This is a genomic window from Bacillus cereus group sp. N11, assembly GCF_016483605.1.
GTDB lineage: Bacteria > Bacillota > Bacilli > Bacillales > Bacillaceae_G > Bacillus_A > Bacillus_A toyonensis.
Genome location: NZ_JAEHBN010000006.1, coordinates 264,142 through 289,833 on the forward strand (window position 1 = coordinate 264,142; position 25,692 = coordinate 289,833).

The window sequence follows — 25,692 nt, forward strand, 5'->3', positions numbered from 1 at the left end:
TCTAGTGGGCGGTTCGTAGCCTCTTACAATGAGGAAGTGAACCGCCCGTTAGAACGGGTTATATAAATAGAAGGAGGCGTTATAATGGAAGCGAATTTGAATACGCAAAAGGTTGGCGGAGAGAAGCCATCATTATTTGGAATGATTACTTCTCCTGGTTTACAGTTTGAGAGAATGAAGGCGAGCGAGAAAGTTTGGGGTATGTTCTTTTTAGTTGCGTTGTTACAAGGGCTTGTAGGTGGTTTGACAACATATGTTGTGAACACGTCACCTGAAATGGTTAAAATGCAGAAAGAATTAGGTGAACTTGCTGGTAAGGGTTCAATAACATCAGAAGTTATTTATGGAATTGGATCTGGTTTTGTTGGAGCGATGATTGGAGCGCTATTTGTCGCAGCTATTTATAAAGTATTTATGATGTTCTTTGGAAATGATACGTCTTATAAGAAGTTATTAACGATTGTTGTATATACTAATATTATTCTTATTATTGGTGGACTTATTAATGGTATTATAGCCCTAATTTTAGATGGTGGAGCAACCCAGTATACAAGTTTAGGACCATTATTTGATCAAGGTTCACTTGCATATGGAATAGGTAATACAATTGAATTGTTCTATTTATGGAATTTAGTTTTAATTTGGTTAGGATTACAAGTTACAGCTGGATTAAGTAAAGTGAAAGCAGCTATTCCAATTATTGTTTTATTCATTATTAAAGCGGCATTCTTAGCTGCATTTGTTGTGTTAATGGCAAAAATATTACCAAATATTCCTGTATAATATGATCTGACAAAAAAAGGTGGCTCTCTAGAGTCACCTTTTTTATTTTTGCCCTTACTTCAAATACCACCAACAAAATTTCAAATACTGCCTAGTGTAATTTCAAATTCCTTCGGTAGTATTTGAAATTACTCACAGTGAAGTCTCTTCTTTATTTTTATATTGTAAAGGTACCGCGGAATAACAAAGAGGTATACCTTTTAGAAATAGGTACTATGTGAAGCCAGCGACTTTTACAGAGACGGTTGTTTTGTATGAAGGAATGATTGTAAATCAAATAAAGAAGTTAAGTATTTATCAAGATCATGAAGAGTATTATCAATGTGGTTTAATCGGTCTTTGGTATGCGTATGAAAGATATGAGGAGGGGAAAGGAAGTTTTCCTGCTTATGCGGTGATAACGGTACGTGGTTATATATTGGAAAGACTAAAGAAAGAATGCGTAATGCAGGAGAGGTATGTGTGCGTCGGAGAGTACGATGAACAATTTGAGTCTGAAGAAACGGGAATGAGAGCACAGGATTTTATGAGTGTGTTAAATAAGAGGGAGAGACACATTATTTCGGAACGATTTTTTGTAGGGAAAAAGATGGGAGAAATAGCCTGTGAAATGGGAATGACATATTATCAGGTGAGGTGGATATACCGGCAGGCACTTGAGAAAATGCGAGATAGTGTAAAGGGATAAAGAGAATAAGTAGAATGGAAGATAAGAGAAAGATCACCTTCCATTCTATTTGTTTTAAGATAGTAAATGTGGCATGAGGTTTTATGAGTGTAGTGAATCTTGCATGTTCATTTGGGATAAAACATATCCAGCTTTCCATAATTGCTGACTTAACTTATGGGAACTAATTTGTATCGTTACGGTAAATCCGTTTGAGAAAAAAATTTTAGCTTTTTTAGTTTTTTTGAAAAACTCTATTGTATGGATATGCTTGTAGAACAACCAAATACAGTTTGGAGAAGCAGGAGATTCTGTTGGAAAAGCGCAAATATATTCCTTATGATTAATTGGAATCGGAACGTTTTGTTTGAATTTAAAGTTTGCTTGGACTGCATTACGTCTGCCCTGATAAGTAGAATAAACATCTGTTAGACAAGATTTCTGTATGAGCTGGAGAGCGGTTTGGCGGGAGTAAAGGTGCTTCCCGCTACTGTCGATAATTTTTGTACGGTAAGAGGGGTGCTTACATGGCTCTAACATCATTGTAGAACTAGAAATAAAAATATCATTTTCATTGTTCATTAGTATAATGCCTCCCTTGTAATTTTTATTCTGAATATAATTATATATAAATTTTGTAAAGTCACTATTAATATTCTGTTTTATATTGTAAATTTTAGTTATTCGTTTACAATCAACAGATGATAGTCTTTCTAATTTGCATCGCTTGTACATATATATGAAAATAGAAAAGAATAGGCGGTGATATAGCATGAAGAAAAAGTATATTATTATAGTTCTAGCTGTTGTTCTCCTAGTTTATTTAGCGAATAGTAATCCGAGTAAAGGAGAATATACGGATTGGGCAGCGAAGCAGTTTATGAAACGTAATGATGTAAGTAAGAAGCTAGATGAGGTTCAAAAAGAAAATGAAGAGGGTCTTCTTGGCGATTTAGCATCGGCAGGTAAGAAGTTGGCGAAAAAGTATGTTGAGCCACAAGTTGGATTATTAATCGACCATTATACAAAGCGAAATGATTATATTTTCTTCTCAACATATACGACTGATTTCGATTTAGGTGGAGAAAATTATAAATATGTATGCGTCGGTTTTTCAAAGATTTTTATTCCGATTGAAATGCCGAAGAAAAAAGACGAATCTGCAAAATAATGCAGATTCGTCTTTTTCGTTTATTCCGCTGTTTGTGGGCAGTCAGACTCCTAGCTCAAAATTCGGCTGGAGAGAAGAAGTTAGTTGGGAGCCTTACTGCCTGTAAATGCCCGATTGGTGAAGGTTAATAATCAGTAGGGATGAACAAAATCCCCACTGATTAAAGTTTTACTTTATAGAGTAATTGGAACTTCGGATACATTTTTTTCTACGAGACGGGCTCCTTTTTTTCGGGTATTTTCATCAATTGATGAAAATATAGATGACGCAAGAATGGTATCCATTACTTGATTTACGACTTGTGCATCGACGGGTGTGATGGGCTTATCGATAGAAAAAACAACTGTTTTTCCATCTTCTTTCGTGAAAATCAATTCGAGTACTTGCATGCTTTATTCCCTCCTTATTATTTATACGTTAGCAAGATCTGAAGTACTTACAAGTTGTACAGCGTGAAGTGATGATTCTTGTAAGGAAGCAAGGGCACGGGCTACGTTGTGTACTTGCTCTAAGTTTGCATTTGTTTTAACGCGTTTAAATTGTTTGTTCTTCAAAGTTGTTTTTCCATTCTTATCTAATCCATTGTTTAATACAAGACGTAGAGTTAAATCCATTACAATTGTTTCAACTGCCATGTGTATCACCCCCTTTCACTTTATAAATAGGGGGCAAATGTCATGTTTTGGCGTGAAATTTTTTCTTTTTTTTGGTACTCTTAAAAGACTAAGAGAGGGGTTTCGGAAGAATGAATCGTAAATGGTTATTTTGGATTCCTGTATTACTATGGATGGGGCTTATCTTCTATTCCTCAGCACAACCATATAAAAAACAGGATATGCGCTCGGATATTGAACAATATGTAAATGTTGAATTTGTGAAAGAGCATTTTTCGTGGGTATCTATCGATTATGGTGGAGGTACACCTGTTAGTATTGCAAATAAAGGTGTGGGCGGATTTGTTGAATTTTTCCTTCGTAAAGGTGCTCATTTTATGGTGTTCTTCATGCTCGGTTCTTTGACGTATTATGCTTTTCATCGATCGGGTTGTTCGAGAAAAAGATGCTTTATATATGCCCTTCTTTTCGTTGCAGGGTATGCAACATTGGATGAAATCCATCAATGGTTTACGGGAGACCGTACACCGATGTGGCAAGATACATTACTTGATACGTGCGGCGGATTGACAGGAATTATAATAAGTAATTGGTTTTGGAATAGAAAAAGGAGCTAATCTCATTTCGAGATTTGCTCCTTTTGTTTATACACCAAGTAATTCTTTTAATTCGTCTGTTGATAGTTCAGTCATCCAACTATCACTTGTAATGACAGCATTGTTTAGTGATTGTTTTCGTTCTAACATTTCATCAATCTTCTCTTCTAATGTTCCTGTTGTAATAAGTTTGTGAACATGAACGAATCGTTTTTGACCAATACGATATGCACGGTCCGTTGCTTGATTTTCTACAGCTGGATTCCACCAACGATCGTAGTGAATGACATGATTAGCGGCAGTTAAGTTTAAGCCTGTTCCGCCAGCTTTTAAGGATAAGATGAAAATGTCATACGTTCCGTTTTGGAACTGTTCGATCATCTTATCACGCTCTTTCTTCGGCACACTGCCGTTTAAGAAGAGGACGCGCTGACCAAATGTTTCCTCTAATATGCTCTTTAGCATGTTTCCCATGCTGATGTATTGAGTAAAGATTAAACAGCTCTCATTCTGATCTTTAATATTTTCGATTAGTTCCATTACCGTTTTTGTTTTCATAGAACGTTCAACGATATCTTTCGGTTCTGTTTCTTTTAAATAAAGAGCAGGGTGATTGCAAATTTGTTTTAGTTTATTCAACATTAGTAATATGAACCCGCGACGTTCAATCCCGCTTAGCCCTTCAACATTTTGTAATGTATCTTGAACAAGTTGCTCGTATAAGGAAGCCTGTTCACCAGTTAGTGGGCAGTAAGCTTTCTGTTCCTGTTTATCTGGTAAGTTTAATGCGACTGTTTGATCTTTCTTCGTTCGACGCAGTAAAAATGGTGAGATAAAGCGTTGGACTTGTTGGATTTTTCTTTCATCACGGTCTTTTTCAATCGGTGTGACGAAGCGGCGCTGGAATTGTCCTAAACTGCCAAGATATCCATGATTAATAAAGTCGAAAATGGACCAAAGCTCGGCAAGTCGGTTTTCCATTGGTGTACCAGTTAAAGCAATTTTATGATTTGCCTGCAAGTTGCGTACTGCTTTCGACTGTTTCGTATGTGGGTTCTTAATATTTTGTGCTTCATCCAAAATAACAGCGTCCCAGCATAACGAAGTAAGTTCTTCCTCGTCAAGTTGAGCTAACGCATAAGACGTTAATACAACATCTGCTGATTGAAGAAAATCTTTAAATGAATCTCCCTTATCGCGGTTACTTCCATAATGTAATTGAACGCGTAAATTTGGTGCGAAACGCTCAAATTCTTTTTGCCAATTTCCAAGAACGGATGTCGGCGCCACGATTAATGCAGGACCTGTTTTGAGCTTGTTTTCTTTTACATATAGTAAGTAAGAGATCGTTTGAATACTTTTCCCAAGTCCCATATCGTCCGCTAATAATGCCCCAAATCCAAGTTGTCGTAAATATAATAACCATTCAATGCCGTGTTGCTGATACGGACGAAGTGTTGCGTTTAGTGAAGTAGGGACATCTACTTTTGGAATATCTCCAATATGGAGTAGCTTTTGGAATAGCTCTTCATAATATCCGTCTAGTTCGATTTCAATATCAGTAAACGGACTATCTTCTTCTACAATTTCTGTTTCAGCAGTGTTTGATAAATGTTGCTGGAGGACATCTTTCATTTCTAGTCCGTATTTATCGGCACGGTTCATTAGTTTTCTTACTTCTTCAATAAAGGCTGGATCCAGTCGCATCCATTGACCATTTATATTGAATAATCGTTTGTTTTGTTCAATGAGTTCGAAAAATTCGCTTTCCGATAAATCAATTCCGTTCGTTGAAATGCGCCAATCAAAGTTAACGAGCGTATTCATGCCGAAGAAAGATTGTGTTTGTGCTGTGCTTTGCTTCAGCTGTACACGCAGCTTCGGTTTTGCTGCTTTTAAATTTTGCCACCATGATGGTAATAAAATTGTAATACCAGCTGCAAGTAACTCGTCACTTGCTTCTGTTAAGAAATTCCATGCTTCCGTTTCAAACAGTTCTTTTCTGAACGTATCCTCTTCTTTTAGCCACGGTACGAGCTTACTAAAGCCTTCTTGCGTTTCCGTAATACGCTCTTCGTAATCGTGCCATCTTTTCGGTAAGGAATCGATGTTTTCATATACATATATGCGATGTGCCCCGCGCTTTGGTGCCATAATCGTTTCAAGCTTCCACATTTCAAATTCCTCTTGTGGTTCTTGCAGTCTTAGTCCAATTGTAAAGGGAAGGTCATCTTCAATGTAACCGATTTTTCGAAGCCAATCTTCTTCATGTAGCGCTGTTTCCAGCTGTCTTTTCGTAAAGTCGTAATGTTCGTATAGTCTCTTTGCATCTTCCCATCCGTCATTTGATCGGTTATCTTGCAATATACTTTCATTTACCGAGGTTGAGAAAAGCGTTGCTAATGTGTCATCTTCGATTGGTGTATTTTGAACTTTCCAAGATGGTTGTTTGGACCAACGTTCCATATCGGGTACGAAGCTACCGCTTACGAAGGCATCCCATAATTCATTTGCATCTTTCGTAAGTGCTGTAATAGGATCGTTCATTTGAATATGTGCAAAGGAGTTCATCGGTTTGTTTGCGATGTATTCAAATGCTTGTGCGTTTGTTAGCATAACACCTTGTTTCCCTTCAAAGGTTGCTTCTTTTAGAAACGTGCCATAGAAGGAAGTGGCGTGCCATGTAAATGCATTTCGTTTCCAACTTGTTACGGATAATGGAGTACCGCTGTCATCTTCGCCCCAAAGGAACCAACCTTGACTAACATGCTGGAGCCTAATTGTTACTTCAGTTTGATTGATCATCGATTAATTTTCCTTTCCGTAATTCCTCTTGTAGTGCACGAAGGCGTGAATGTAGATTGGCGATATGAATAATGAAAGCATCCCATTCATCGGTGCGTTTTAAACGTTTATATAATGTACGTAATTTCTTTAAGTAGCGAACTGCACGTCTATATGATTTACGGTTTCGTTCTTCAATGGCCTCTACAGCAGCAAGATGATAAAGAGGAAGTGCCGCTTCTGGCGCTTCTTTTTCAATATCTTTCAATGGCTCTTTCAATAGTTCAATTGCTTCAAATCCATATAAGAGATGAAGTTCGGACCATGTACGATACTGCTTCTTCGCGAGTACGTATTGTTCGTAGTTTGTGAAACTATACGGTAATAGTTCTTGTAAAATCATTTCGAATCCAGCTTGTTCATTTGTATGCGTTGCATATGTTTCGTACATGATTACAAATAACCGAACGATATCTTTTATGAAGATTGTATCCTCGTGCTCATGTATGGTTTTCTTTACTTGTTTATACGTAAACGAAAGCCAGTTTTTTCCGCGATCCCACTGCATGGCGCTTAATAGCTCTTCTAACCAATAGAAATAAAGACTTACAACAGAAGCAGGCTGTTTTTTTAGTAAGTCCATTGCTAGTAGGTCTTCGTCATTTAAAAAGAATAGATGAGAAGAGGCTAATGCTTTGGAAAGTGGATTTATTTTCGTTTCAATTCGTTTTTCTTCTTCTTGCAGTTGATCTTTATTGTTTAACAGTTCACTCCATATGTGACGATAAATAAAAAATCTCTCTTGTGTATAGGCATCAGTGGAGAAGAATACTTCGTGAACGAGACGAGCAGTTTCTTGTAAAATTGATTCAGACTCTGAAGGAATCGCTTCTGATTGTAGGTCCCGAACGATGGATTCCACTTTATCCACAAATAGGCGAACGACGTTAACAGGTTGGTGATAAGAATACGTTTTATTTACTTCGAATGCCTGAATCTCTTCTAATAATTTTTGAAAGCAATAAAGTGCCGCGTGTAGTCTGAACAATTCATGTATCGCAATGATACGCGGAGCTTTCCGCTCGAGTTTCGTATAGAAGTCTGTAAAAATACTCATAAGAAAATACATTTGTTTATAAGTAAGCCGAGCTTGTTCTTTTTTAAATGATTCATATTCGTTGTCAAAATATGATTGCCAACTTTTATAATCCGTTTCTTCAAAAGCTGATGATTGCAATACTTGTCTTGCAGTTCGAATAGGAGGAAGAGAAGGTTTCGTATTATTTTTAAATAAAGTTAATACATCTCCTACTTGCCCGAAACTAGACGCTGCAGATAGTAACACAGCGAGCATATGCTCACATTGCGTTGGTGCGAAGCAATCGCAATAGCTTTCAGCGACGTTACGAATCGGGATATGAACGCTATATACGCTGCCTTCAGCATCTACAGTTCCTGATAGCGTGTAACCATCAAAGTCAACGTTGTAGACAACACCACTACGATATAGGTGCCGAGCTGTAGCGACATGTTCCTGATCAGCTGTTTGCTGTGGATCTAGTCCTTGAACGAACTCATTCGCAATCATCATAATTTCATCTTTCGTAATTGAGTGTTGCAGCATAATATTCCTCCGTACACATATTTCTTTCCTTTACCATTATAAACAAAAAATGCTCAAAACAGAAAAAATGAAATTTAGATTATCATATCGTAACTGTGAATGGGAGGATGCTGTATCATTCTCTTGGTACAAATAATACGTTGAAAACAGGGGAAGTATCTGGTCCGACTCGTTAACGTAAGAAAGACCATCTCTTGTAATTGAGATAGTCTTTTTGCGGTCAGAAGCGTGTCTGTTTTAATGTCGCTTGTACATACGGATCATTTACTATTTGTTCGACTAGCGGTAGCATTGCTTGTTCGAATGGAATATCGATAGGAAATGGCTTTTGTGAGCCTGGTTTTATCCCGTATTGTACAATTTTGTAATGTATATTTCCTTCATGGCCGAGCACAATTAATTTATAGCGATTGTCATCGCCGGCGAGTGAAAAATCAATGGAAGTAGCATCATATGTTACTTCGTCTTTATATATATAAGGTGTTGGTGTACCAATCCAGTCTACTTTTGCTTGTACATTCATGATAATAGCCTCCTCATAGCTATTATAAATAAATAAAAGCCAGCTCTCAACAAAGAGAACCGGCTGTAATTTAGCAGTCATTGGTTATTTTAAAATTTTCACTTTAACAGTTTTGCGTCCCCATTTTTGGGCAGCGCTATCTGATCCAAGTAGAATGTCGATACGGTTACCTTTAATTGCACCGCCAGTATCTCCAGCGATAGCTTCTCCATAACCTTCAACCCATACTTTAGATCCTAATGGGATTACTTTCGGGTCAACAGCGATCATTTTCATGTTTGGATTCGCAGTTAAATCATGACCCATTGCAGTTAATACACGGCCGCCATATGTGCCACCGTTTTCGCTCGGGTGAGCTGTATATGCTGTAGCTACAACTGTTAACTCACGACCACCAGAAGGTTCGCTAGTTTCAGCAGCTTTCACAGCAGGCTTAGCAGCTGGTTTCGCTTGTGCTGCAGGTGCTTGAGCTTTAGCTGGTGCTGCAGCTTTAGCAGGAGCTGGTGTTTCTTGTTTCTCAATAACAGGTGCTGTACCTGTTAAGAAAGGAACATGAACATAAGCTGTTTTCCCGTTATATTCAAATTGTAACCACTCATTTTGTACTTGGTTCGTTGTTTCGATCATATCGTCCTTCTTCAACGTTCCAAGAATTTCTGAGTTTGTGTTCGCTTCAGCACGTACGTTTAATACGTTAGCTGTTACGTAGTAGATGCTTTTTGTGAACTCTGCACTTACGAATGCGTCTTTACCATCTAAAGTGATTTTTGACCATCCGTTCTCTGTATTTAGAACATCTATTTTATTACCGTTTAGTAATTTACCGACAACTTTTGATTCAGTAGTAGGGTTTTCGCGTACGTTTAGTACGTCTGTTGTTACAACAGTTTCTGCATTGGCAGATGATGTGAAAATCCCAAGACCAAAAACTGCTGCTGTTGCTATACCAATTAATTTTTTCATGATAGCCTCCATTGCGTTTGTTTTCGTGTCCTCATTATAGCAACAGATTTTTTCGGATTTGGGGAAAACACACAATTACAAACCATTCGTAATCAGTCGTTAACATCCTGTAATATAACAAAAAATATAGGAAAGCGTTTTTCATTCTATATGATTAGTAGGTTTCTAGTTATATTCAAAATATTTAATACAACATATTTTTTTCGGCGTAAATAAAAATGTTACGATAGTATTACAAAACGTTTACTATACAGTTACATTCCTTGAGTATTTTACCGTTTTATGGGTAATATAGTTATATAAACATAAACATTTCGTTTGTGAAGCTATAAACATGTGCTATATACTAGTAAAAAAACCGCATAATTGTTACAAGAAGAAAAGGTTGCAAGGAAGGAATTTGCCCTTTTTTACATATGTAACACATCCTTTTTTGGGAAAATACATTCCCATCCGCATTTTTCTCGCACAATTTGGCAGCAGTATTTCTACCTTGTAGCTCTTGCAGAGTGAAAAGGTTATACGGAAGGTAAGGCTGTCTATAAGAATTCTAATTGGTGAAGGTGAAAGTAAGAGATTTGAAAGAAAATCACCGCAAAAATTATAGTTTTCTATCCGATTTAACATATCGGAATTTATGTTATTTACAAAAGTGAAACCTACGAAGGGGGATTTGATGAGGAAACTGACAAAGACATTCATCGTTTCATTAACATTATGTATTGCATTTACAATTTGGGGGATTATTCCCGAATCTATTATTGGACAAGGTAGCCTAGGAAATGTAACAACTGCAATTCAAACTGCACTAGTTAGTAAGTTTGGATGGTTTTATATTATTTCTGTTTCTATCGTTTTAGGTGTGTCCATCTTTTTAATTGTCTCGAAATACGGTTCTATTCGTTTAGGTAAAGATGATGACGAACCTGATTATAGTTATATGACATGGTTTGCTATGTTATTTAGTGCTGGTATGGGTATCGGTTTAGTTTTCTGGGGTGTTGCGGAACCATTAAACCATTTATACGCACCTCCGTTTGGAGATGGTGCAACTGAGGAAAGTGCGCGTCTTGCACTGCGTTTTTCATTTTTCCATTGGGGATTACATCCTTGGGGACTATATGCGTTTGTAGCGTTATGTATTGCGTACTTCACTTTTAGAAAAGGAAAAGCAAGTACAATTAGTGCGACAGTAGGTCCGTTATTTAAGGGCGGGGAACATGGGCGTATTGCTCATTCATTTGATGTGTTAGCTGTGTTCGCGACTGTGTTTGGTGTTGCGACATCATTAGGTCTTGGGGCAAAACAAATTGCAGGTGGTGTTAGCTATTTAACATCTATCCCTAATTCATTAACGACACAGTTAGTTATTATCGCAATCGTAACAGTTCTTTTCATGTTATCTGCGCAAACCGGTCTTGATAAAGGAATTAAATATTTAAGTAATACGAACATTATTTTGGCATTTGCACTTATGATAATTGTATTATTTGCAGGTCCAACAAACTTTATTATGAATTACTTCACTTCAACGATTGGTTCTTACATTCAGGAATTGCCAGGCATGAGTTTCCGTTTAAGTCCATTGGATGAAGGCGGAAATCAATGGATCCAGTCTTGGACAATTTTCTATTGGGCATGGTGGATTGCATGGTCACCATTCGTAGGTACATTTATTGCTCGTGTGTCACGAGGGCGTACGATTCGTGAGTTTGTTATTGGTGTGTTACTTGTTCCGACCGTAATTGGTGCACTTTGGTTCTCTGTTTTCGGCGGGACTGGTATTCATATGGAGCTGTTTGGTGATGCGCATATCTTCGACAAAGTGAAAGAGATGGGAACAGAAGTAGGATTATTCGCTATGTTCGATCAGATGGGTAGCTTTGGATCAGCTTTATCAGTTTTAGGTATTCTACTTATTGCAACATTCTTTATTACATCAGCAGATTCTGCGACGTTTGTTTTAGGAATGTTAACGACGCATGGTAGTTTAAATCCACCGAACCGCATTAAAATGGTTTGGGGTATCGTTCTAGCTGCGATAGCTTCTACCTTATTATATGTCGGCGGATTAGAAGCATTGCAAACGGCAGCTATTATTGCGGCATTCCCATTCGTCTTTGTTATTTTCTTTATGATGGCAGCATTATTTAAAGAATTGCAAAAAGAAGGACGTATGAAGCAACATAAATAATAGAAGGAAAAGGGCTGATTTCATATCAGCCCTTTTTTATCCCTCTATTTGTGGCAGTAAGACACCCACCTCAAAATTCAGCAAAAGCAAAGAAGTTAAGTGGGGGATGAAAAAAGCCCCACTGATTAAAGTTTCATTTTATATAGAAGAGATTTTAAATACAAATCAGGGAAATAAAATACTTTACTATATAAGTAGTATGCCTTTTATATGAAGAAAAAACGATAACTTTCGACAACATTCGATATTTTATGAATTCTATTCATATTTTTGTCAAAAATATGTCGGGAATGTGTTGTCACTTTTATGTATATGTGCTATATTATTTCCTGTAAGCGATTTCAAATAGTTTTAAAGCGCATTCAAGGGGGACATCTAGAATAATGAAACGTTACGAAAGAAAGTGGAAGCATATTTGTTTGAAACGTGTGGCACATCGAAATGTGCAAGAAAGCACGGAACCTAAGACTGAAACGCGCAAAGATCAGCAAGAGAAGCAATTGGTTCTACAAAAATAGCAATCACTTTTTCGTATATAAATGAAGGTCGATCGTTCGTTGGGGGATGGACGTGAAATTACTTTCAGCTAAGGGGTATTGTCTGATATATAATTTATACGGCAATAAATAAGCACAGAGCATACGGCGCTCTGTGCTTATTTTTATTATTTATCTTTTTTGAATCGAACGGTTTTATCCCAGCCGATGACTTGTTTCTTGCTCTTTGCACGTAAGTATAAGATTAGACTGCGAATAAATAAATACGTGAAGAGCTGTGCGTACGTAAAGTACATGATGACGCTAATAAAAATATTCGTCGGTGTAAAGGTTCGTTCGACGCTCTGGGCACTAAATAATTGCGAAACATATGTAATATATGCAACATACCACATAAATAGTAACGGAATACTATATTGAATCTGGAATATCCCGAGTAGTCCAATGACAAACCAAACGTTTGAAATGATTAAAAATAGCCAAAATACGACATACACTAACACTTGCTGTAAGGAATGGACAAGAAGTTTCCCTTTAAAGAAACTTAATGAAGAAAACATCTTTTCTAAAATATAGAGGTTTCCTTGGAGCCAACGTGTACGTTGTTTAATAAGAATTTTTAAATGCTCAGGTTCTTGTTCCCATGTAATCGATTCTGGAACGATTGGTAAGAGATAGCCTTTTTGTGTAATTCGTAATGTTAATTCAGCGTCTTCTGCAATTGCATAAGGATCATAGCCACCAAGCTCTTCTAAGGCAGAGCGACGAAGAAGCATGTTCGTTCCTGTTAGTGAACCTGTTTGGAATAGTAGCCAGCGTCCAGATTGCATAAGGAGCTGGAAGATTTGAAACTCTAGTGAAATCATTCGTGTCAGCCAGTTTTTATTTTCATTGACTGTACGAACGTGTCCAACAGCCCCAACAGCATCTTTGGTTGTTTCAGCATGTTCGACAAGCATTCGCAGAGCATGTGGTTCAGGTTGATTGTCTGCATCGTAAACGCAGAAATATTCACCATCCGAAATACTAAGTCCATAGTTTAATACACGTGATTTTCCTTTTGGTTCACCAGGAGGGACACGAATGTGACGGATATGAGCATAAGCTTTGTCAAAATCATCACCAATTTCAGGTGTTTCATCCTGAGAATTATCGTTTAATAAATAAACAGTTAGTTTGCCTGGATATTCAATCTTTGCCATCGCCTCTAATGTATCTTTAATAACGACCCCTTCATTATGGGCGGGTATTAAAATATCAACGCTCGGATAATGTTCTAGCGTACGATCTTTTCGTTTACTATTTCGGTGAATTAAGCCTGCGAGTGTTAAGAAAGAATAATAAACGAGTAAGCCAGAGAATAGAAAGGCTGTAAAAATAAGTACGTATTTAATTGAAAATGCGATGCTAATCCAAAAAACGAGTACACAGAATAAAAGAAATAAAAGGAGTATAACAAGCGTCATCATAATAATGTCGGTCCTTTACTTCCGATTTGCTCTCGCGAAATTTTTATATCTTGAATTGCTTCAGCTGCAAGCCATTGCCCCATTTTTGGCTGTAGGCGGTTCATTACAATGTTAGCACCGGCCTCATTTGTGTTTTGTAGTAAAATAACCAGTGTATTGCTATCGTATTCAGCAGCAAGGTCAAAGTCATTTCTTATCGTTTCAACTAATAATGAAGCTACACGGTCCATGACGCTTTCTTTCGTGTATTTACTAAAGGAAGCGAAATCGAAGTAAATGATAATACCTGATTCATTGCGACGATTCATCGCATTTATTAATAATGCTTGTCTTCTTTCGAATTCTTGTCTCGTTAATAATTTTGATTCTCCAATGTATTGTTCTAGCGTTCTCACACGTTCAGTTAATTCTTTATTCTCATGAATAACTTTCTTTAATAGATGTGTTGAGATATAAACGATGAAGAAGTTAGCTGCCATCAGGAAGTGGGTAATAATATATTCCCATTGATCCGATGTACTCCATAAGTTGAGCCACGCTTCATAAAACAAGTAGAATACTGAAATAATGGTTCCTAGTATAAAGAAAACAAATGCAGTTTTATCAGGCAAAAATAGAAATAGTACATTAACGATTACATATATAATTGTAAAAATGAGAGCATGCTCATAATGCGTCACATGTACAGTTGTAAAATAAAATAAAATTTGTAAAATCCACATAGAGAAGACTTTATAGAAATTATTTTTCAAAAAACTTTCCTCCTTAAAGGTAATTCAGGCAAGGATACTTGTAGTATGCGCAATTAATAAGAATTAGACCATGTAACTGCAATTCTTTTTTAATAGAACAAAATGAAGTAGTATCTCCCTTGCACAAGAAAAAATAAACAGACTTACTAATTATTGTATCATAATGTTTTCATATTTCAGCATAAAGTATTTCGTATATATAAAAAATACATTTATACATACAAAAACCCCTCCTCTATAGAAAGAGGAGGGGTGATATAAATTTATAGGAACATCATACCTGCAACTGCTGCGTTTAAGAAGTTCGCTAGTGTACCAGCGATAACTGCTTTAATCCCTAATTGTGCAATTTGTTTACGGCGAGTAGGAGCTAACGTTCCAGTTACACCTAATTGAATTGCAATAGAAGAGAAGTTTGCGAATCCACAGATTGCGAATGTTAAAATCAGATTTGTTTTTGCAGAGAAATCTGCCATATGTGGTCCTAAGTTTGCATATGCAACGAATTCGTTGATTGCAAGTTTTTGACCGATAAAGCTTGCTGCTTGTATAGCTTCACCTGGAGAAACCCCGATTAAGATTGCAAATGGTGATAATAAGTAACCGAAGATTAAATCTAGGCTAAGTTTAATATCGAACCAAGAACCAACCCATCCTAATAATCCATTTAATAAAGCGATTAATGCGATGAAAGCCATTAACATTGCTGCTACGTTAATAACAAGTTGCATACCTTCAGATGCACCACGTGCAGCTGCATCAATAACGTTTGCGTCTTCACGTTCTGTAGAAAGCTCAACGTTATTATCTACTTCTTCTGTTTCTGGCATAATTAGTTTTGCAATTAATAAACTTGATGGAGCTGCCATAATTGCTGCTGCTAATAAGTGTTCTAACGGAATTCCCATCGCTGCATAGCCGACAAGAACTGACCCGGCAACAGCCGTCATACCACTTACCATAATAGTGAAGAACTCACTATTTGTTAAGCGTGCTAAGTAAGGTTTGATTAAGATTGGTGCCTCAGTTTGTCCTAAAAATACAGTTGTTACTGAGTTTAAACTTTCTGCTTTAGAAGTTCCAAGAAGTTTACTTAATGCACCACCAACGACACTAACAAATTTCTGCATAATACCGAAATGATATAAGATTGCTACTAATGAACTAATAAATACAATTGGAAGTAGTGCCTGAATAAAGAAGACAAATCCCCAAGGGCCTTTTGCGTTGACTAAATCCCCAGCAACGAACTTAATTCCCTCGTAAGAAAAATTAATTAATCCTTGAACACCATCAGCAGCGTGTTTTAAACCTGCTTTACCAGCATCCCAGCGTAATACGATAAATGAAAATGACATTTGTAATGCTAGCGCGATTAAAATTGTGCGCCAATTAATAGCTTTGCGGTTGGAAGATAGTAAAAAAGCAATTGCTAATACTCCAATCACGCCGCCAATTCCCCATAAAAGATTCATGCAGTGTATGCTCCTTCCTCATAGTAAAAAAGTGTATAAACCAGTTGTCTATACTTTTGCGAATATAACATCTTAAGTAACTTATCATAATGGACATCGGAGGTCAAACGTCTAACGAAAAGTTTAAATAAAAAGAAAATTCTTCAAAAAAACACATATGAAATGAATAGACATGAAATAGGTTATGTTTTTTGTGGGAATATATTCATTGTGATAACGTTTTGAGTGATTTTTATAGAATATAGTGTACGAAATAGGAAAATGAACGCATAATTTTTGTGTGGAGAAAGAACGAAAGGGGATTACTATATAGAGTTTTTTTTAAAAAGAGCCTTCTAGTAATCTAGAAGGCTCTGAAACTATAACTTAAGGTGCTTTCGTATAACCTAAGAAGTGGCTCTTCCAATAAGAGTTACTTAGTGAAGCAATTGCTACACCTTTATCTCCAGATTGGATAAATGATCCGCCCCCAAGGTAAATTCCCATATGAGAAGGACCTGCTTTATAAGTGTTTTGGAAATAAATTAAGTCGCCTGGTTGTGGACTTGAAGTTTTCGGTAAGCTGCTCCAATATCCTGCAACACTTTGACGGCTAATGTTATGACCAAATTTCTTAAATACGTGGTAGATGTAACCACTGCAGTCAACACCGTTAGCAGAAGTACCGCCCCAAACGTATGGTACACCTTGCATAGATTTCGCGTATGCAAGTAGAGAAGAAGTGTCACCGCTGTTGTTGCCTGTATTGTTGTTGTTGTTGTTTTGATTGTTGTTATTTTGATTATTATTGTTGTTAGGCTTATCTACTGCACCACCAACTGGTGTTTTAGATAGGAAACGTGTTCCGATATAACCATTTTGGCCATTATAGTTAATTTTACTCCATCCAGAGTTTTCAGAGATTACTTGCACCTTCTGTCCTTGTGAAAGTGCCCCTATGATTCTATAATTTGTACCTTCGCCACTACGTACATTTAGTGCAGAAGCATTAATGTAGTAGTCACCAATTGCACCTTGGTTAGGTTTTTCAGGTTGTTTTGGTTGTTCAGGAGTAGCAGTGCCACCTTTAACGAATTTTACAAACTCGCTACTCACAAAACCAGTTTTTCCTTGGTAATTAACTTTAAACCAGCTACCATCAGATCCAACTACGTTTAATGTTGTACCATTTAACACGCCGCCAATTACACTATGGTAAGCAGCAGGGCCTGTACGAACACGTAGAGACGTTGCGTTAACAACGTAAGTACCACCAGTTTGAACAGTTACGTTATTGTTTTGATTGTTGCCTTGTGAACCGTTTTCGTTAGAACCGCCCTTTGTTACGTAGTCTTTACTTATGTAGGCAGCTTGTCCTGCATAATTGATTTTGAACCAATCTTGAACTTCGCCAACAACTTGTACTACTTGTCCTTTTGTAATAGAAGCTATAGTTGTGTGAGAAGTGCTAGGACCTGTACGAACACGAAGGGAAGATACATTTACTGTATAGTTTCCGCTTGCTGGTTGTACAGTTTGTTGATTCGTATCGTTTGTAGCTCCTGTATTTGCAGAAACACCTGATACGAATTGGCCACTAACGTAACCAGTTTGTCCATTGTGGTTGATTTTCACCCAACCATTTTCTTGACCAATTACGTTTAATGTTTGTCCTTCATACACGCGTCCTGAAACAGAACTAGAAGTGTTAGGAGCCGTACGTACACGTAATACATCGGCAGTAACTTTATTCTTTCCACCTGTTGTACTTACATTGGAATTAGTTGCTCCCTTTTTTGATACAAATTCGCCACTGACAAAGCCAGTTTTTCCATTATGGTTAATTTTGAACCAACCATTTTCTTCGCCAATCACGTCTAATGATTGACCGTTATAAACACGAGAGATGATATCTTGAGAAGTGCTTGATCCTGCACGAACATGTAATACATCAGCATTTACCGTGTAAGATGAATTGTTAGGTGCAGAAGCTTGTACAGTTTGTGTAGCAGCTTTTTGTGTATTTTGTTCCGGGGCAGCTTGCACACTATCAAGTGTAGGGGCTGCTCCTCCTGCTACAGACACTGCCGCAAGACCGGCAAGGTATTTTTTCATAGTTTGTCGATTCCTTTCTGTCTGTAATGTAGTGAAGAAAAATTTACCAACTATTAAAAATTCTAAAAGGCATGTCGATTACTGTCAAGACTTATGCGGGAAACTGAATGTGACAAAAAGATTACAAGAAAAAAATCAAGGCAGGAATTTTTACCTTGATTTTGATTTAAATACATATATTAACATTATAAGGAGTGATAATTATTCGTATTTAAGAAGATGGAGTGTTCGATTTTAAAAGGCTTTGAGAAAATGATTTTTGTATTGTTTTTGTAATGGGGCCAACTTGGCCATCTTGGATCGCAGCTCCATCAAGGTGAGTCATCGGTAAGATTTCAATCGTCGTGCCTGTAAAGAAACATTCATCGGCTTGGTAAACGTCACGAATGCTAAAAAGTTCTTCTTGTACAGGAATGTGAAGAGTATTAGCTAAAGAAAGGACATACTGACGAATAATTCCGTTTAAAATAAGGTGATTGGCCGGATGTGTGTAGAGTGTTCCATTTTTAATTAAAAAGAAGTTGGAACGGCTACCTTCAGTTACAATACCATTTCGTACGAGAAGGGCTTCTTTACAACCTTTGCGTTCAGCTTTCGTAGCAGCTAATACATTTGGTAGTAAATTTAATGATTTAATATCACAGCGAAGCCAGCGAGTATCTGGTTCTGATATAGCACGTACACCATATTCAATCCATAAAGCCGGTCTTTCCTTTTTTGTGATATAGGCATAGATTGTCGGGGGAATGTCATATGAGAATGCATGAGTACGAGCTTGTACACCGCGAGATACTTGCAAATAAATGGTTCCATCTTCGTAGAAATTATTACTTTCAATGAGTTTGTAAAGTAAGGTGATGAGCTCTGCTTTTGAGAAAGGGAGCGATAATTCTATTTCTTCTAGGGAGCGATATAGTCTTGTTATGTGCGGATCTAATAAGTGAAAGTTTCCGTTGTAGAGCCGCATTACCTCGTAGACACCATCTCCAAATTGCAAGCCTCTTTCTTCTAGTTCTATGTATGTTTTTTGTTTTGTTGTATCAATAACTGCATCATTCCAAAGTACAAATCTTTCATATGCCAATTTCCATCCCATCCTTTCGTAAGTACTGAAGTAAGGTGAAACTTTGATTAATCGAGCTATACGGTTAGATCACCCATATGACTTTTGAATCCGGCCAAATTTTGAAGTGGGATTCCTATTGCTAGTTAACGCGGCATAAAATCGCTATAGTAATTTTTATGTAAGTAATACTCTACATATGACGTATATGTATTTGTAAATAATAGGGAAGTAATAGAGATTTATAGCATTTTGTATATACAAATTCGAAAATAAGAAATAAGAATCCTGCCTATAAATAAAAAAAAGCAACATTCATATGGAATGCTGCAAAAGGAGGGTAGCTATCTTTCATAGGGATATCATCTTATTGAAGGTTTTGTACATGAGAACAAAACACTTTAAAAGACAATTAAAAGAAAGTAGAAAACAAACGGTTCGCATATTTCTTTAAGGGATCTTATTGAAGATGAGAGATAAGAAATATGTAGAACCTTGTTTGCATATTTTATTATAGAGATGTTTGGTTAATGTGGTGTGAATATTTGGTAAAGGTTATGTAATTTTAAAGTTAATGAATAGGAGAAGAAGGATAGCGGAAAATAAAAAAGAGGCTGAGATTACTCAGCGCTCTTCTTTTCTTCTTTAATAGCTGTTTTTACTTCACCAGTTTTAATCTTGTTACTTTCAGAGAAGCGAAGTAAGTCACCTTCAATGAGTTTGTCTGACATGTTCAATTCATTTTGGGCACGATCAATGAGTGGTTGAGATTCTTCTTTCGGTAATTGTACAACTTCGCCAGTAGCACGGTCGTAGAATGTACTGTTCGTGTACATGTACTTATCTGTAATGAAGCTACCGTCACGAAGAACAACGAATCCTTTATTATCAGGTGAGAATACGTCATGGCCAAATTGAATTTGATTCGTAGAATCTACACCAAGTAAGTTTAGAATAGTTGGTTTAATATCAATTTCACCAGTTGGTTTTGAAATTGTTTTACCTTCTTTTTGACCTGGAACGTGAATAAACATCGGTGTTTTTTGTAAGTTCATATGGTCAAATGCAGTAATTTCTTCTTTTCCTAAGAACTGTGCCATTGCACGGTTATGGTTTTCAGAAATACCATAGTGATCACCGTAGAATACGATCACAGAGTTGTCGTAAATGCCTTCTGCTTTTAGACGCTCAATAAAATGTTTCATTGCTTCGTCTAAATAGCGAGCAGTTACCATGTAACGGTCAAACACGCCATCACCAGAATTATATTCATCGATTAATTTCGTGTTGTCATCATAAGTGAATGGGTAATGGTTCGTTAAAGTAAGGAAGCGAGTATAGAATGGTTGCTTTACTTCTTTTAACATATCGATAGATTGATCAAAGTATTCGATATCTTTTAATCCCCAATTTAATTTTGTTTCTGGCGTAATCTTGTAGTCAAGCTCGTTGTAGTAACGATCATAACCAAGTGCCGGATACATAATGTTACGGTTCCAGAATGTTGCGTTGTTTGCGTGGAATACCGATGTGTGGTACCCTTGCTGACGTAAAATTTCTGGAGTTGCTGTGTATTCGTTGTTACCGTGTGTGAAGAATACAGCACCACGGTCTAGTGGATATAAAGAAGTATCTACTAAGAATTCAGCATCAGATGTTTTACCTTGCCCAGTTTGATGGAAGAAGTTATCAAAGTAATAACTTTCTTTCGTAAATTGGTTTAAGAATGGTGTAACTTCTTGTCCGTTAACTGTTGCGCCAATTAAGAATGTTTGTAATGACTCAAGAGAGACAACAATTACGTTTTTTCCTTTTGCAGTACCGAACATATTTGGATCTGGTTTACTTTGTGTTGTTTTCACATAGTTTTCTGTTTCTTGTAATTTACTACCGTCGGCAAATGCCTTTTGTGAACTTGACTTCGCTTGTAAGCCAAGATCGTATGCTTGGTGTACATATAATCCTAAGTTTTTAACAAGCATAACGCGGTCGAATGAACGTGTTAATAGTTCTGGACGTTCAGCTTCTGCAAACCCTAGGTTTACGAAGAAAATAGCAACTGTTGACACGAAGTATAGAGAACGCATCGGACGTGCTACACGCTCTGTCGGTGCAAAGTTTTTCTTCTTCTTTAATAAGATGAAGAATACGATAATATCCGCAAATGCAAGGATAATTTTGTAGTTAAATAATTCTTTTACACTAGAACCTAAGCTTCCAAAGTTAGAAGTTTGCCCTAGTACTGGTAAAGTAACGAAGTCGTTGTAGAATCCGTAGAACATTACGTTACCAACAAGAATGAACGTTAAAACAAAATTAATTCCAAGTGCTATATAGTTACGTTTTTTTCCTTTTGCAAATAATGCAAGTCCCACAAACAGTAATGATGCTGCTAATGGACTAATGAATAAAATGAATTCTTGCATGAAAGATTCAAGTTTTAAATCAAAGCTTGTGCGTGTAATAATGTAGGTTTTCAGCCATACGGCTAAAGCTACGAATAAAGTGAAACGCACATTTTGAAATTGTGATTTCAAGGTTTCTTTCATTCATTTCCACCCTTTCTCTATCAGGCTTGGTCGATTTTGGAGCGAAAAATGTTAAAATAAAAAATACATAGTTTCTTTTGCCATAATTAGAGCTTCTATATTCACCCATATACGACTTTAACTATGCATACCCTTTTTTGGTTTCTTTTGCTGCTCATAAGTATAACGTCATTTCTGTATTATACAACAAAATTCATTTCTGAGAAACACTATAACATTTTACATTTTTTGTATGTGTTTTGTCACTACCAGAGAAAACTTTATCATTCGTTTATATGTCCGTCAACTAGAAAATATAACAAAGATAGAGAAGAATGTTAAGTGAAAGTGAAAATTTTCATGGTTGAGAAATAAGAAGTGGAAATATGTAATGGTTTGTCTAGAAAACTATTATATGAAGGAAAGGATATGAAAATTAACGAACACTTGTTCTTTTTAAGTTTGTTTGTTAAAATAAAAATTCATTGATAGATTATGTGTAATTTTGATGAACTTTTACTGGTAATATATTGTAGCTTATTTCTTTTAAAAAATAGGGGGGCTTTTACATGAAACAAAAATTTTCAGTTGAAGCGTTTTGGAAAAAAGTAAAGCATGTTGCAAAGCAAGCCGGACAGTCGGTCATTTATGCCAGTTTATTACTGTTTTACGTTTTGCAAAGACCTGATGTTCCAAAGCGGGTGAAAATTATTGTAATTGGAGCACTTGCTTATTTTATTGCGCCGATTGATGCCATCCCAGATTTCATTGCTGGAGTTGGTTATACGGACGATTTAGGGGCATTAACGGCCGCACTAATACAGGCGTCATTATATGTCAATGAAGATGTGAAAGATAAGGCACGAGTGAAGTTGGCAGAATGGTTTGGTTCGGATATAGACACATCATTTATCGATCAGAAATTAGATCAATAGGTGAGAACTGTCATAGAGTGACAGGGCGAACGTAAGCGAGGAAGTGCATTATGCCATCAGGAAAAACGCATACGAAAATAAACTTAATATCCCTTCCGGTTGTTTTGTTTCTGCTCTTTTCGTATGGATTAACAAATTTTGATTTTTTATTAACTTTTGCAATTGGCTTTTTAGTAGGTACTTCATTTTTAACACCTGATTTAGATACGTACAGTAATGCGTATAATAAATGGGGATTCCTGCGTATATTTTGGTATCCGTATAAGAAAGTAATGCCTCATCGTTCCTTTCTTACACATACGATTATACTTGGTGATGTAATTCGTATTGCATACATGTTAATCGTATTTTCTCCGTTTTTATTTCTATTAAATGTAATAGCACTGGACGGGAACTTAATAGAAATTGCGAAAAAACATGAGGTGGAAATTAAAACGTTCCTAATGGGAATTGTTGTGGCGAGCACGCTTCACATTATAGCGGATAAAACGAATACGCGCCGAAAGAAAATGATGAGAAAAAAGAAGAAACGAAGAAGATAAAGTGAAACTTTAATCGGTAGGGGCATCCCCCGCTAATTATTAGCTCACACTAATCGGAAAAAGGACACTTGCAATTTGCAAGTGTCCTTTTTTAAACAAACGTTTGTTTAAAGTTAAGCTTTCAGCACTTTAATTCCTTTTACAATGTTCCAGATGAAGTAGTATAAGCTGATGATTCCGCAAATAGCTAAGACAATCATTGCTCCAATTCCAAGTGTTACATCTGGTTGGTCCGATCCGATGCCCATAATTCCTAAAATGGCTACGCCGATAAATGTAGCGATACTTGGAATGATATGTGTCCATAGAGCACGTTTTGCATGTGGCTTTGTTTCAGCATCCCCCACAATCCAAACGATGATTGGGAATAAGATAGGGGCAAATAGTACACTAAAGTATGATAAAGCAGCTAGTATTTTGTTTCCATTCATATATATCACCTCATAAATAATTTCCGTTGTTATACTATTATTATGCAGTAATTTTTACAAGCTTACTATCGATGAACATTACAAGAACGTGACGATTTTGTAAGATTTTTTCTTTAAATAATAAAATTTTCAAAAAAATCTTTTTTTATGGAAAATGCTGTGATAAAGTATAAATGGGATTAGATGAAAACGTTTTCTTGAACGTTTTTTATTTTTAGACTTAAAGGTATGATGACCTGATAGTCTATTGATGAGGTTATTCTATTTAAAAGGGGATTCTTTAGGGGGAGAGAACAATGAACACATGGACACAAGTTTATGATCCGTTCGGTAACATTTGGATTTCGGCAGCAGTCGCACTTATTCCAATCATCTTTTTTTTCTTAGCTTTAGCAGTTTTCCGCATGAAGGGGTATGTGGCAGGGTTTATTACAGTTGTACTTACAATTTTAGTAGCGTTATTCGCTTATAAAATGCCGTTTACGATGGCGATGGCAGCAACTGGATACGGTTTTTTATACGGACTATGGCCAATTGCTTGGATTATCATTATGTCGGTATTTTTGTATAAAATTTCCGTAAAAACAGGTCAATTCGATGTCATTCGTGCATCTGTATTATCTATTACAAATGATCACCGTTTACTCGTTATTTTAATTGGTTTTTCATTCGGAGCATTTTTAGAAGGGGCTGCGGGATTCGGTGCACCAGTAGCAATCACGGCAGCGCTTCTAGCAGGTCTCGGATTAAATCCTTTATATGCGGCTGGTCTTTGTTTAATCGCAAATACTGCACCGGTAGCATTCGGAGCGATGGGAATTCCGATTACAGTTGCTGGACAAGTAACGGGTATTGATCCACATAAAATCGGACAAATGGCTGGACATCAGTTACCGTTTCTATCATTATTTGTTCCGTTCTTCATCGTATTTTTAATGGATGGGTTTAAAGGGGTAAAACAAACGTGGCCTGCGTTACTTGTAGCAGGTAGTTCATTTGCAATTACACAGTTTATTACAGCAACGTTTCTAGGGCCGGAGCTTCCGGATATTACGTCAGCACTTGTAAGTTTAGTGAGTTTAGCGCTGTTCTTAAAAGTTTGGCAGCCGAAAGAAATCTATCAATCTAAACAAGCAAATAGTGAAGTAGCGGCAACAACGACGACATCTATGCCAAAACTCACAATAGGAAAAGTAGTGAAAGCATGGTCTCCGTTCATTATTTTAACGGTTATGGTAGTTGTTTGGAGCCAAAGCTTCTTTAAATCTTTATTTGCTCCAGGAGGCGCTTTAGAAAGTCTTGTATTTAAGTTTGAAGTTCCAGGCTTACACAATTTAGTAATGAAAGCAGAGCCGATAGTAAATAAACCAACGCCTTATGAAGCAATTTTGAAATTAGATGTTTTATCAGCGACTGGAACGGCAATTTTAATTGCTTGTATTATTTCTATCTTTATTTTGAAAATGAGTGCAAAAGATGCAGTAGCGACATTTAAAGAAACGTTAAACGAACTTAAGATGCCAATTCTATCTATCGGATTCGTATTAGGATTCGCATTTATCGCAAACTATTCTGGTCTATCTTCTACATTAGCGCTAGCGCTAGCAGGAACTGGCGGACTATTTCCGTTCTTCTCACCATTCCTAGGTTGGATTGGTGTATTCTTAACAGGATCCGATACGTCAGCGAACGCACTGTTCTCGAATTTACAAGCAATTACGGCGCAGCAAGTTGGCGTATCTGAAGTACTTCTCGTTGCGGCAAATACAACAGGTGGTGTAACAGGTAAGATGATTTCTCCGCAATCGATTGCAATTGCTTGTGCTGCAGTTGGACTTGCCGGAAAAGAGTCGGATTTGTTCCGTTTTACAGTTAAGCATAGTTTGTTCTTCGTTATTATTGTTGGTATTATGACGTATGTACAGGCTTATTATTTAACTTGGATGATTCCGTAAGCGGAAAATAAATAACCTTTGCATTTTTCAGA

23 protein-coding genes are annotated in these 25,692 nt (G+C 36.7%); 9 read left to right on the forward strand and 14 right to left on the reverse strand.

Annotated features, from left to right (window positions below; genetic code table 11):
- The first annotated feature begins 84 nt into the window (after positions 1–84).
- Positions 85–783: a YknW family membrane protein gene (gene yknW / locus JDS98_RS12610; protein ID WP_098912197.1), complete on the forward strand. Its 699-nt coding sequence runs from the start codon at positions 85–87 to the stop codon at positions 781–783.
- A 217-nt stretch (positions 784–1,000) separates the two neighbouring features.
- On the forward strand, positions 1,001–1,471 hold the full coding sequence (locus tag JDS98_RS12615) for a sigma-70 family RNA polymerase sigma factor (RefSeq protein WP_000801309.1): 471 nt from the start codon (positions 1,001–1,003) through the stop codon (positions 1,469–1,471).
- A gap of 81 nt (positions 1,472–1,552) precedes the next feature.
- On the opposite strand, the gene JDS98_RS12620 is transcribed toward JDS98_RS12615, so the two are convergent.
- On the reverse strand, positions 1,553–2,032 hold the full coding sequence (locus JDS98_RS12620; protein ID WP_001058457.1) for a competence protein ComK: 480 nt from the start codon (positions 2,030–2,032) through the stop codon (positions 1,553–1,555).
- Between the two features lie 190 nt (positions 2,033–2,222).
- On the opposite strand from JDS98_RS12620, the gene JDS98_RS12625 reads away from it, so the two are divergent.
- On the forward strand, positions 2,223–2,621 hold the full coding sequence (locus JDS98_RS12625; protein ID WP_000731398.1) for a DUF4359 domain-containing protein: 399 nt from the start codon (positions 2,223–2,225) through the stop codon (positions 2,619–2,621).
- 173 nt (positions 2,622–2,794) lie between these two features.
- Here the strand turns inward: JDS98_RS12625 and JDS98_RS12630 are convergent, their stop codons facing one another.
- Both JDS98_RS12630 and JDS98_RS12635 read right to left on the reverse strand, forming a co-directional pair.
- Positions 2,795–3,010, reverse strand: a complete 216-nt coding sequence (locus JDS98_RS12630) for a DUF2922 domain-containing protein (protein ID WP_001197606.1) — start codon at positions 3,008–3,010, stop codon at positions 2,795–2,797.
- Between the two features lie 21 nt (positions 3,011–3,031).
- Positions 3,032–3,256 (reverse strand): DUF1659 domain-containing protein, encoded by a 225-nt coding sequence (locus tag JDS98_RS12635; RefSeq protein ID WP_000257697.1) that lies wholly within the window; start codon positions 3,254–3,256, stop codon positions 3,032–3,034.
- 110 nt (positions 3,257–3,366) lie between these two features.
- On the opposite strand from JDS98_RS12635, the gene JDS98_RS12640 reads away from it, so the two are divergent.
- A complete protein-coding gene (locus JDS98_RS12640; protein WP_001080720.1) occupies positions 3,367–3,852 on the forward strand; it encodes a VanZ family protein in 486 nt (161 codons plus the stop codon).
- 27 nt (positions 3,853–3,879) lie between these two features.
- Here the strand turns inward: JDS98_RS12640 and JDS98_RS12645 are convergent, their stop codons facing one another.
- The 4 genes from JDS98_RS12645 to JDS98_RS12660 all read right to left on the reverse strand — a co-directional run bounded on the left by JDS98_RS12645 (position 3,880) and on the right by JDS98_RS12660 (position 9,725).
- Entirely contained in the window at positions 3,880–6,636 is a 2,757-nt protein-coding gene (locus JDS98_RS12645; RefSeq protein ID WP_199633940.1) for a DEAD/DEAH box helicase, read from the reverse strand.
- Complete coding sequence (locus tag JDS98_RS12650) at positions 6,620–8,239, reverse strand: SWIM zinc finger family protein (RefSeq protein ID WP_000939162.1); 1,620 nt, start codon at positions 8,237–8,239, stop codon at positions 6,620–6,622. Before JDS98_RS12650 ends, JDS98_RS12645 begins: the two co-directional genes overlap by 17 nt.
- Positions 8,240–8,459: 220 nt before the next feature.
- Positions 8,460–8,762: a DUF3910 family protein gene (locus tag JDS98_RS12655; RefSeq protein WP_199633941.1), complete on the reverse strand. Its 303-nt coding sequence runs from the start codon at positions 8,760–8,762 to the stop codon at positions 8,460–8,462.
- Positions 8,763–8,846: 84 nt separating this feature from the next.
- The gene (locus tag JDS98_RS12660; RefSeq protein ID WP_098657169.1) at positions 8,847–9,725 is read right to left on the reverse strand and encodes a cell wall-binding protein EntA; all 879 of its coding nucleotides are present in this window, start codon (positions 9,723–9,725) and stop codon (positions 8,847–8,849) included.
- Positions 9,726–10,401: 676 nt separating this feature from the next.
- On the opposite strand from JDS98_RS12660, the gene opuD reads away from it, so the two are divergent.
- Together opuD and JDS98_RS30475 are read left to right on the forward strand one after the other, a co-directional pair.
- Positions 10,402–11,919 carry a glycine betaine transporter OpuD gene (gene opuD / locus JDS98_RS12665; RefSeq protein ID WP_001230123.1) on the forward strand — a complete coding sequence of 506 codons (1,518 nt, stop codon included), beginning with the start codon at positions 10,402–10,404 and terminating at the stop codon, positions 11,917–11,919.
- 383 nt (positions 11,920–12,302) lie between these two features.
- A complete protein-coding gene (locus JDS98_RS30475; RefSeq protein WP_000833064.1) occupies positions 12,303–12,437 on the forward strand; it encodes a hypothetical protein in 135 nt (44 codons plus the stop codon).
- A 146-nt stretch (positions 12,438–12,583) separates the two neighbouring features.
- On the opposite strand, the gene JDS98_RS12670 is transcribed toward JDS98_RS30475, so the two are convergent.
- The 6 genes from JDS98_RS12670 to JDS98_RS12695 form a co-directional block, all read right to left on the reverse strand.
- Positions 12,584–13,885, reverse strand: a complete 1,302-nt coding sequence (locus JDS98_RS12670; protein WP_199633942.1) for a glycosyltransferase family 2 protein — start codon at positions 13,883–13,885, stop codon at positions 12,584–12,586.
- On the reverse strand, positions 13,882–14,637 hold the full coding sequence (locus tag JDS98_RS12675; protein WP_199633943.1) for a diguanylate cyclase domain-containing protein: 756 nt from the start codon (positions 14,635–14,637) through the stop codon (positions 13,882–13,884). The genes JDS98_RS12670 and JDS98_RS12675 overlap by 4 nt, the downstream gene beginning before the upstream one ends.
- A 263-nt stretch (positions 14,638–14,900) precedes the next feature.
- Positions 14,901–16,112 (reverse strand): NupC/NupG family nucleoside CNT transporter, encoded by a 1,212-nt coding sequence (locus JDS98_RS12680; RefSeq protein WP_001051016.1) that lies wholly within the window; start codon positions 16,110–16,112, stop codon positions 14,901–14,903.
- Between the two features lie 366 nt (positions 16,113–16,478).
- Positions 16,479–18,206: an SH3 domain-containing protein gene (locus JDS98_RS12685; RefSeq protein WP_199633944.1), complete on the reverse strand. Its 1,728-nt coding sequence runs from the start codon at positions 18,204–18,206 to the stop codon at positions 16,479–16,481.
- A gap of 211 nt (positions 18,207–18,417) precedes the next feature.
- Entirely contained in the window at positions 18,418–19,302 is an 885-nt protein-coding gene (locus tag JDS98_RS12690) for a D-amino-acid transaminase (protein WP_002060282.1), read from the reverse strand.
- A 587-nt stretch (positions 19,303–19,889) separates the two neighbouring features.
- The gene (locus tag JDS98_RS12695) at positions 19,890–21,818 is read right to left on the reverse strand and encodes an LTA synthase family protein (RefSeq protein ID WP_000665340.1); all 1,929 of its coding nucleotides are present in this window, start codon (positions 21,816–21,818) and stop codon (positions 19,890–19,892) included.
- A gap of 548 nt (positions 21,819–22,366) precedes the next feature.
- Here JDS98_RS12695 and JDS98_RS12700 point away from each other — a divergent pair.
- Both JDS98_RS12700 and JDS98_RS12705 read left to right on the forward strand, forming a co-directional pair.
- A complete protein-coding gene (locus tag JDS98_RS12700; RefSeq protein ID WP_000810376.1) occupies positions 22,367–22,732 on the forward strand; it encodes a YkvA family protein in 366 nt (121 codons plus the stop codon).
- A gap of 50 nt (positions 22,733–22,782) precedes the next feature.
- Positions 22,783–23,274, forward strand: a complete 492-nt coding sequence (locus tag JDS98_RS12705) for a metal-binding protein (RefSeq protein ID WP_001139015.1) — start codon at positions 22,783–22,785, stop codon at positions 23,272–23,274.
- Between the two features lie 113 nt (positions 23,275–23,387).
- Here the strand turns inward: JDS98_RS12705 and JDS98_RS12710 are convergent, their stop codons facing one another.
- Positions 23,388–23,705: a magnetosome magnetite crystal formation protein family gene (locus tag JDS98_RS12710; RefSeq protein ID WP_001014094.1), complete on the reverse strand. Its 318-nt coding sequence runs from the start codon at positions 23,703–23,705 to the stop codon at positions 23,388–23,390.
- A gap of 296 nt (positions 23,706–24,001) precedes the next feature.
- Between JDS98_RS12710 and lldP the strand changes: the two genes are divergently transcribed.
- Entirely contained in the window at positions 24,002–25,660 is a 1,659-nt protein-coding gene (gene lldP / locus JDS98_RS12715; protein ID WP_001099311.1) for an L-lactate permease, read from the forward strand.
- Positions 25,661–25,692 lie beyond the last annotated feature (32 nt).

Bases quoted from the DNA above. Each gene is read 5' to 3' on its own strand.
- yknW (WP_098912197.1), top strand. From the start codon at position 85: ATGGAAGCGAATTTGAATACGCAAAAGGTTGGCGGAGAGAAGCCATCA.
- JDS98_RS12620 (WP_001058457.1), bottom strand. From the start codon at position 2,032: ATGAACAATGAAAATGATATTTTTATTTCTAGTTCTACAATGATGTTA.
- JDS98_RS12625 (WP_000731398.1), top strand. From the start codon at position 2,223: ATGAAGAAAAAGTATATTATTATAGTTCTAGCTGTTGTTCTCCTAGTT.
- JDS98_RS12630 (WP_001197606.1), bottom strand. From the start codon at position 3,010: ATGCAAGTACTCGAATTGATTTTCACGAAAGAAGATGGAAAAACAGTT.
- JDS98_RS12635 (WP_000257697.1), bottom strand. From the start codon at position 3,256: ATGGCAGTTGAAACAATTGTAATGGATTTAACTCTACGTCTTGTATTA.
- JDS98_RS12640 (WP_001080720.1), top strand. From the start codon at position 3,367: ATGAATCGTAAATGGTTATTTTGGATTCCTGTATTACTATGGATGGGG.
- JDS98_RS12645 (WP_199633940.1), bottom strand. From the start codon at position 6,636: ATGATCAATCAAACTGAAGTAACAATTAGGCTCCAGCATGTTAGTCAA.
- JDS98_RS12650 (WP_000939162.1), bottom strand. From the start codon at position 8,239: ATGCTGCAACACTCAATTACGAAAGATGAAATTATGATGATTGCGAAT.
- JDS98_RS12655 (WP_199633941.1), bottom strand. From the start codon at position 8,762: ATGAATGTACAAGCAAAAGTAGACTGGATTGGTACACCAACACCTTAT.
- JDS98_RS12660 (WP_098657169.1), bottom strand. From the start codon at position 9,725: ATGAAAAAATTAATTGGTATAGCAACAGCAGCAGTTTTTGGTCTTGGG.
- opuD (WP_001230123.1), top strand. From the start codon at position 10,402: ATGAGGAAACTGACAAAGACATTCATCGTTTCATTAACATTATGTATT.
- JDS98_RS30475 (WP_000833064.1), top strand. From the start codon at position 12,303: ATGAAACGTTACGAAAGAAAGTGGAAGCATATTTGTTTGAAACGTGTG.
- JDS98_RS12670 (WP_199633942.1), bottom strand. From the start codon at position 13,885: ATGATGACGCTTGTTATACTCCTTTTATTTCTTTTATTCTGTGTACTC.
- JDS98_RS12680 (WP_001051016.1), bottom strand. From the start codon at position 16,112: ATGAATCTTTTATGGGGAATTGGCGGCGTGATTGGAGTATTAGCAATT.
- JDS98_RS12685 (WP_199633944.1), bottom strand. From the start codon at position 18,206: ATGAAAAAATACCTTGCCGGTCTTGCGGCAGTGTCTGTAGCAGGAGGA.
- JDS98_RS12690 (WP_002060282.1), bottom strand. From the start codon at position 19,302: ATGGGATGGAAATTGGCATATGAAAGATTTGTACTTTGGAATGATGCA.
- JDS98_RS12695 (WP_000665340.1), bottom strand. From the start codon at position 21,818: ATGAAAGAAACCTTGAAATCACAATTTCAAAATGTGCGTTTCACTTTA.
- JDS98_RS12700 (WP_000810376.1), top strand. From the start codon at position 22,367: ATGAAACAAAAATTTTCAGTTGAAGCGTTTTGGAAAAAAGTAAAGCAT.
- JDS98_RS12705 (WP_001139015.1), top strand. From the start codon at position 22,783: ATGCCATCAGGAAAAACGCATACGAAAATAAACTTAATATCCCTTCCG.
- JDS98_RS12710 (WP_001014094.1), bottom strand. From the start codon at position 23,705: ATGAATGGAAACAAAATACTAGCTGCTTTATCATACTTTAGTGTACTA.
- lldP (WP_001099311.1), top strand. From the start codon at position 24,002: ATGAACACATGGACACAAGTTTATGATCCGTTCGGTAACATTTGGATT.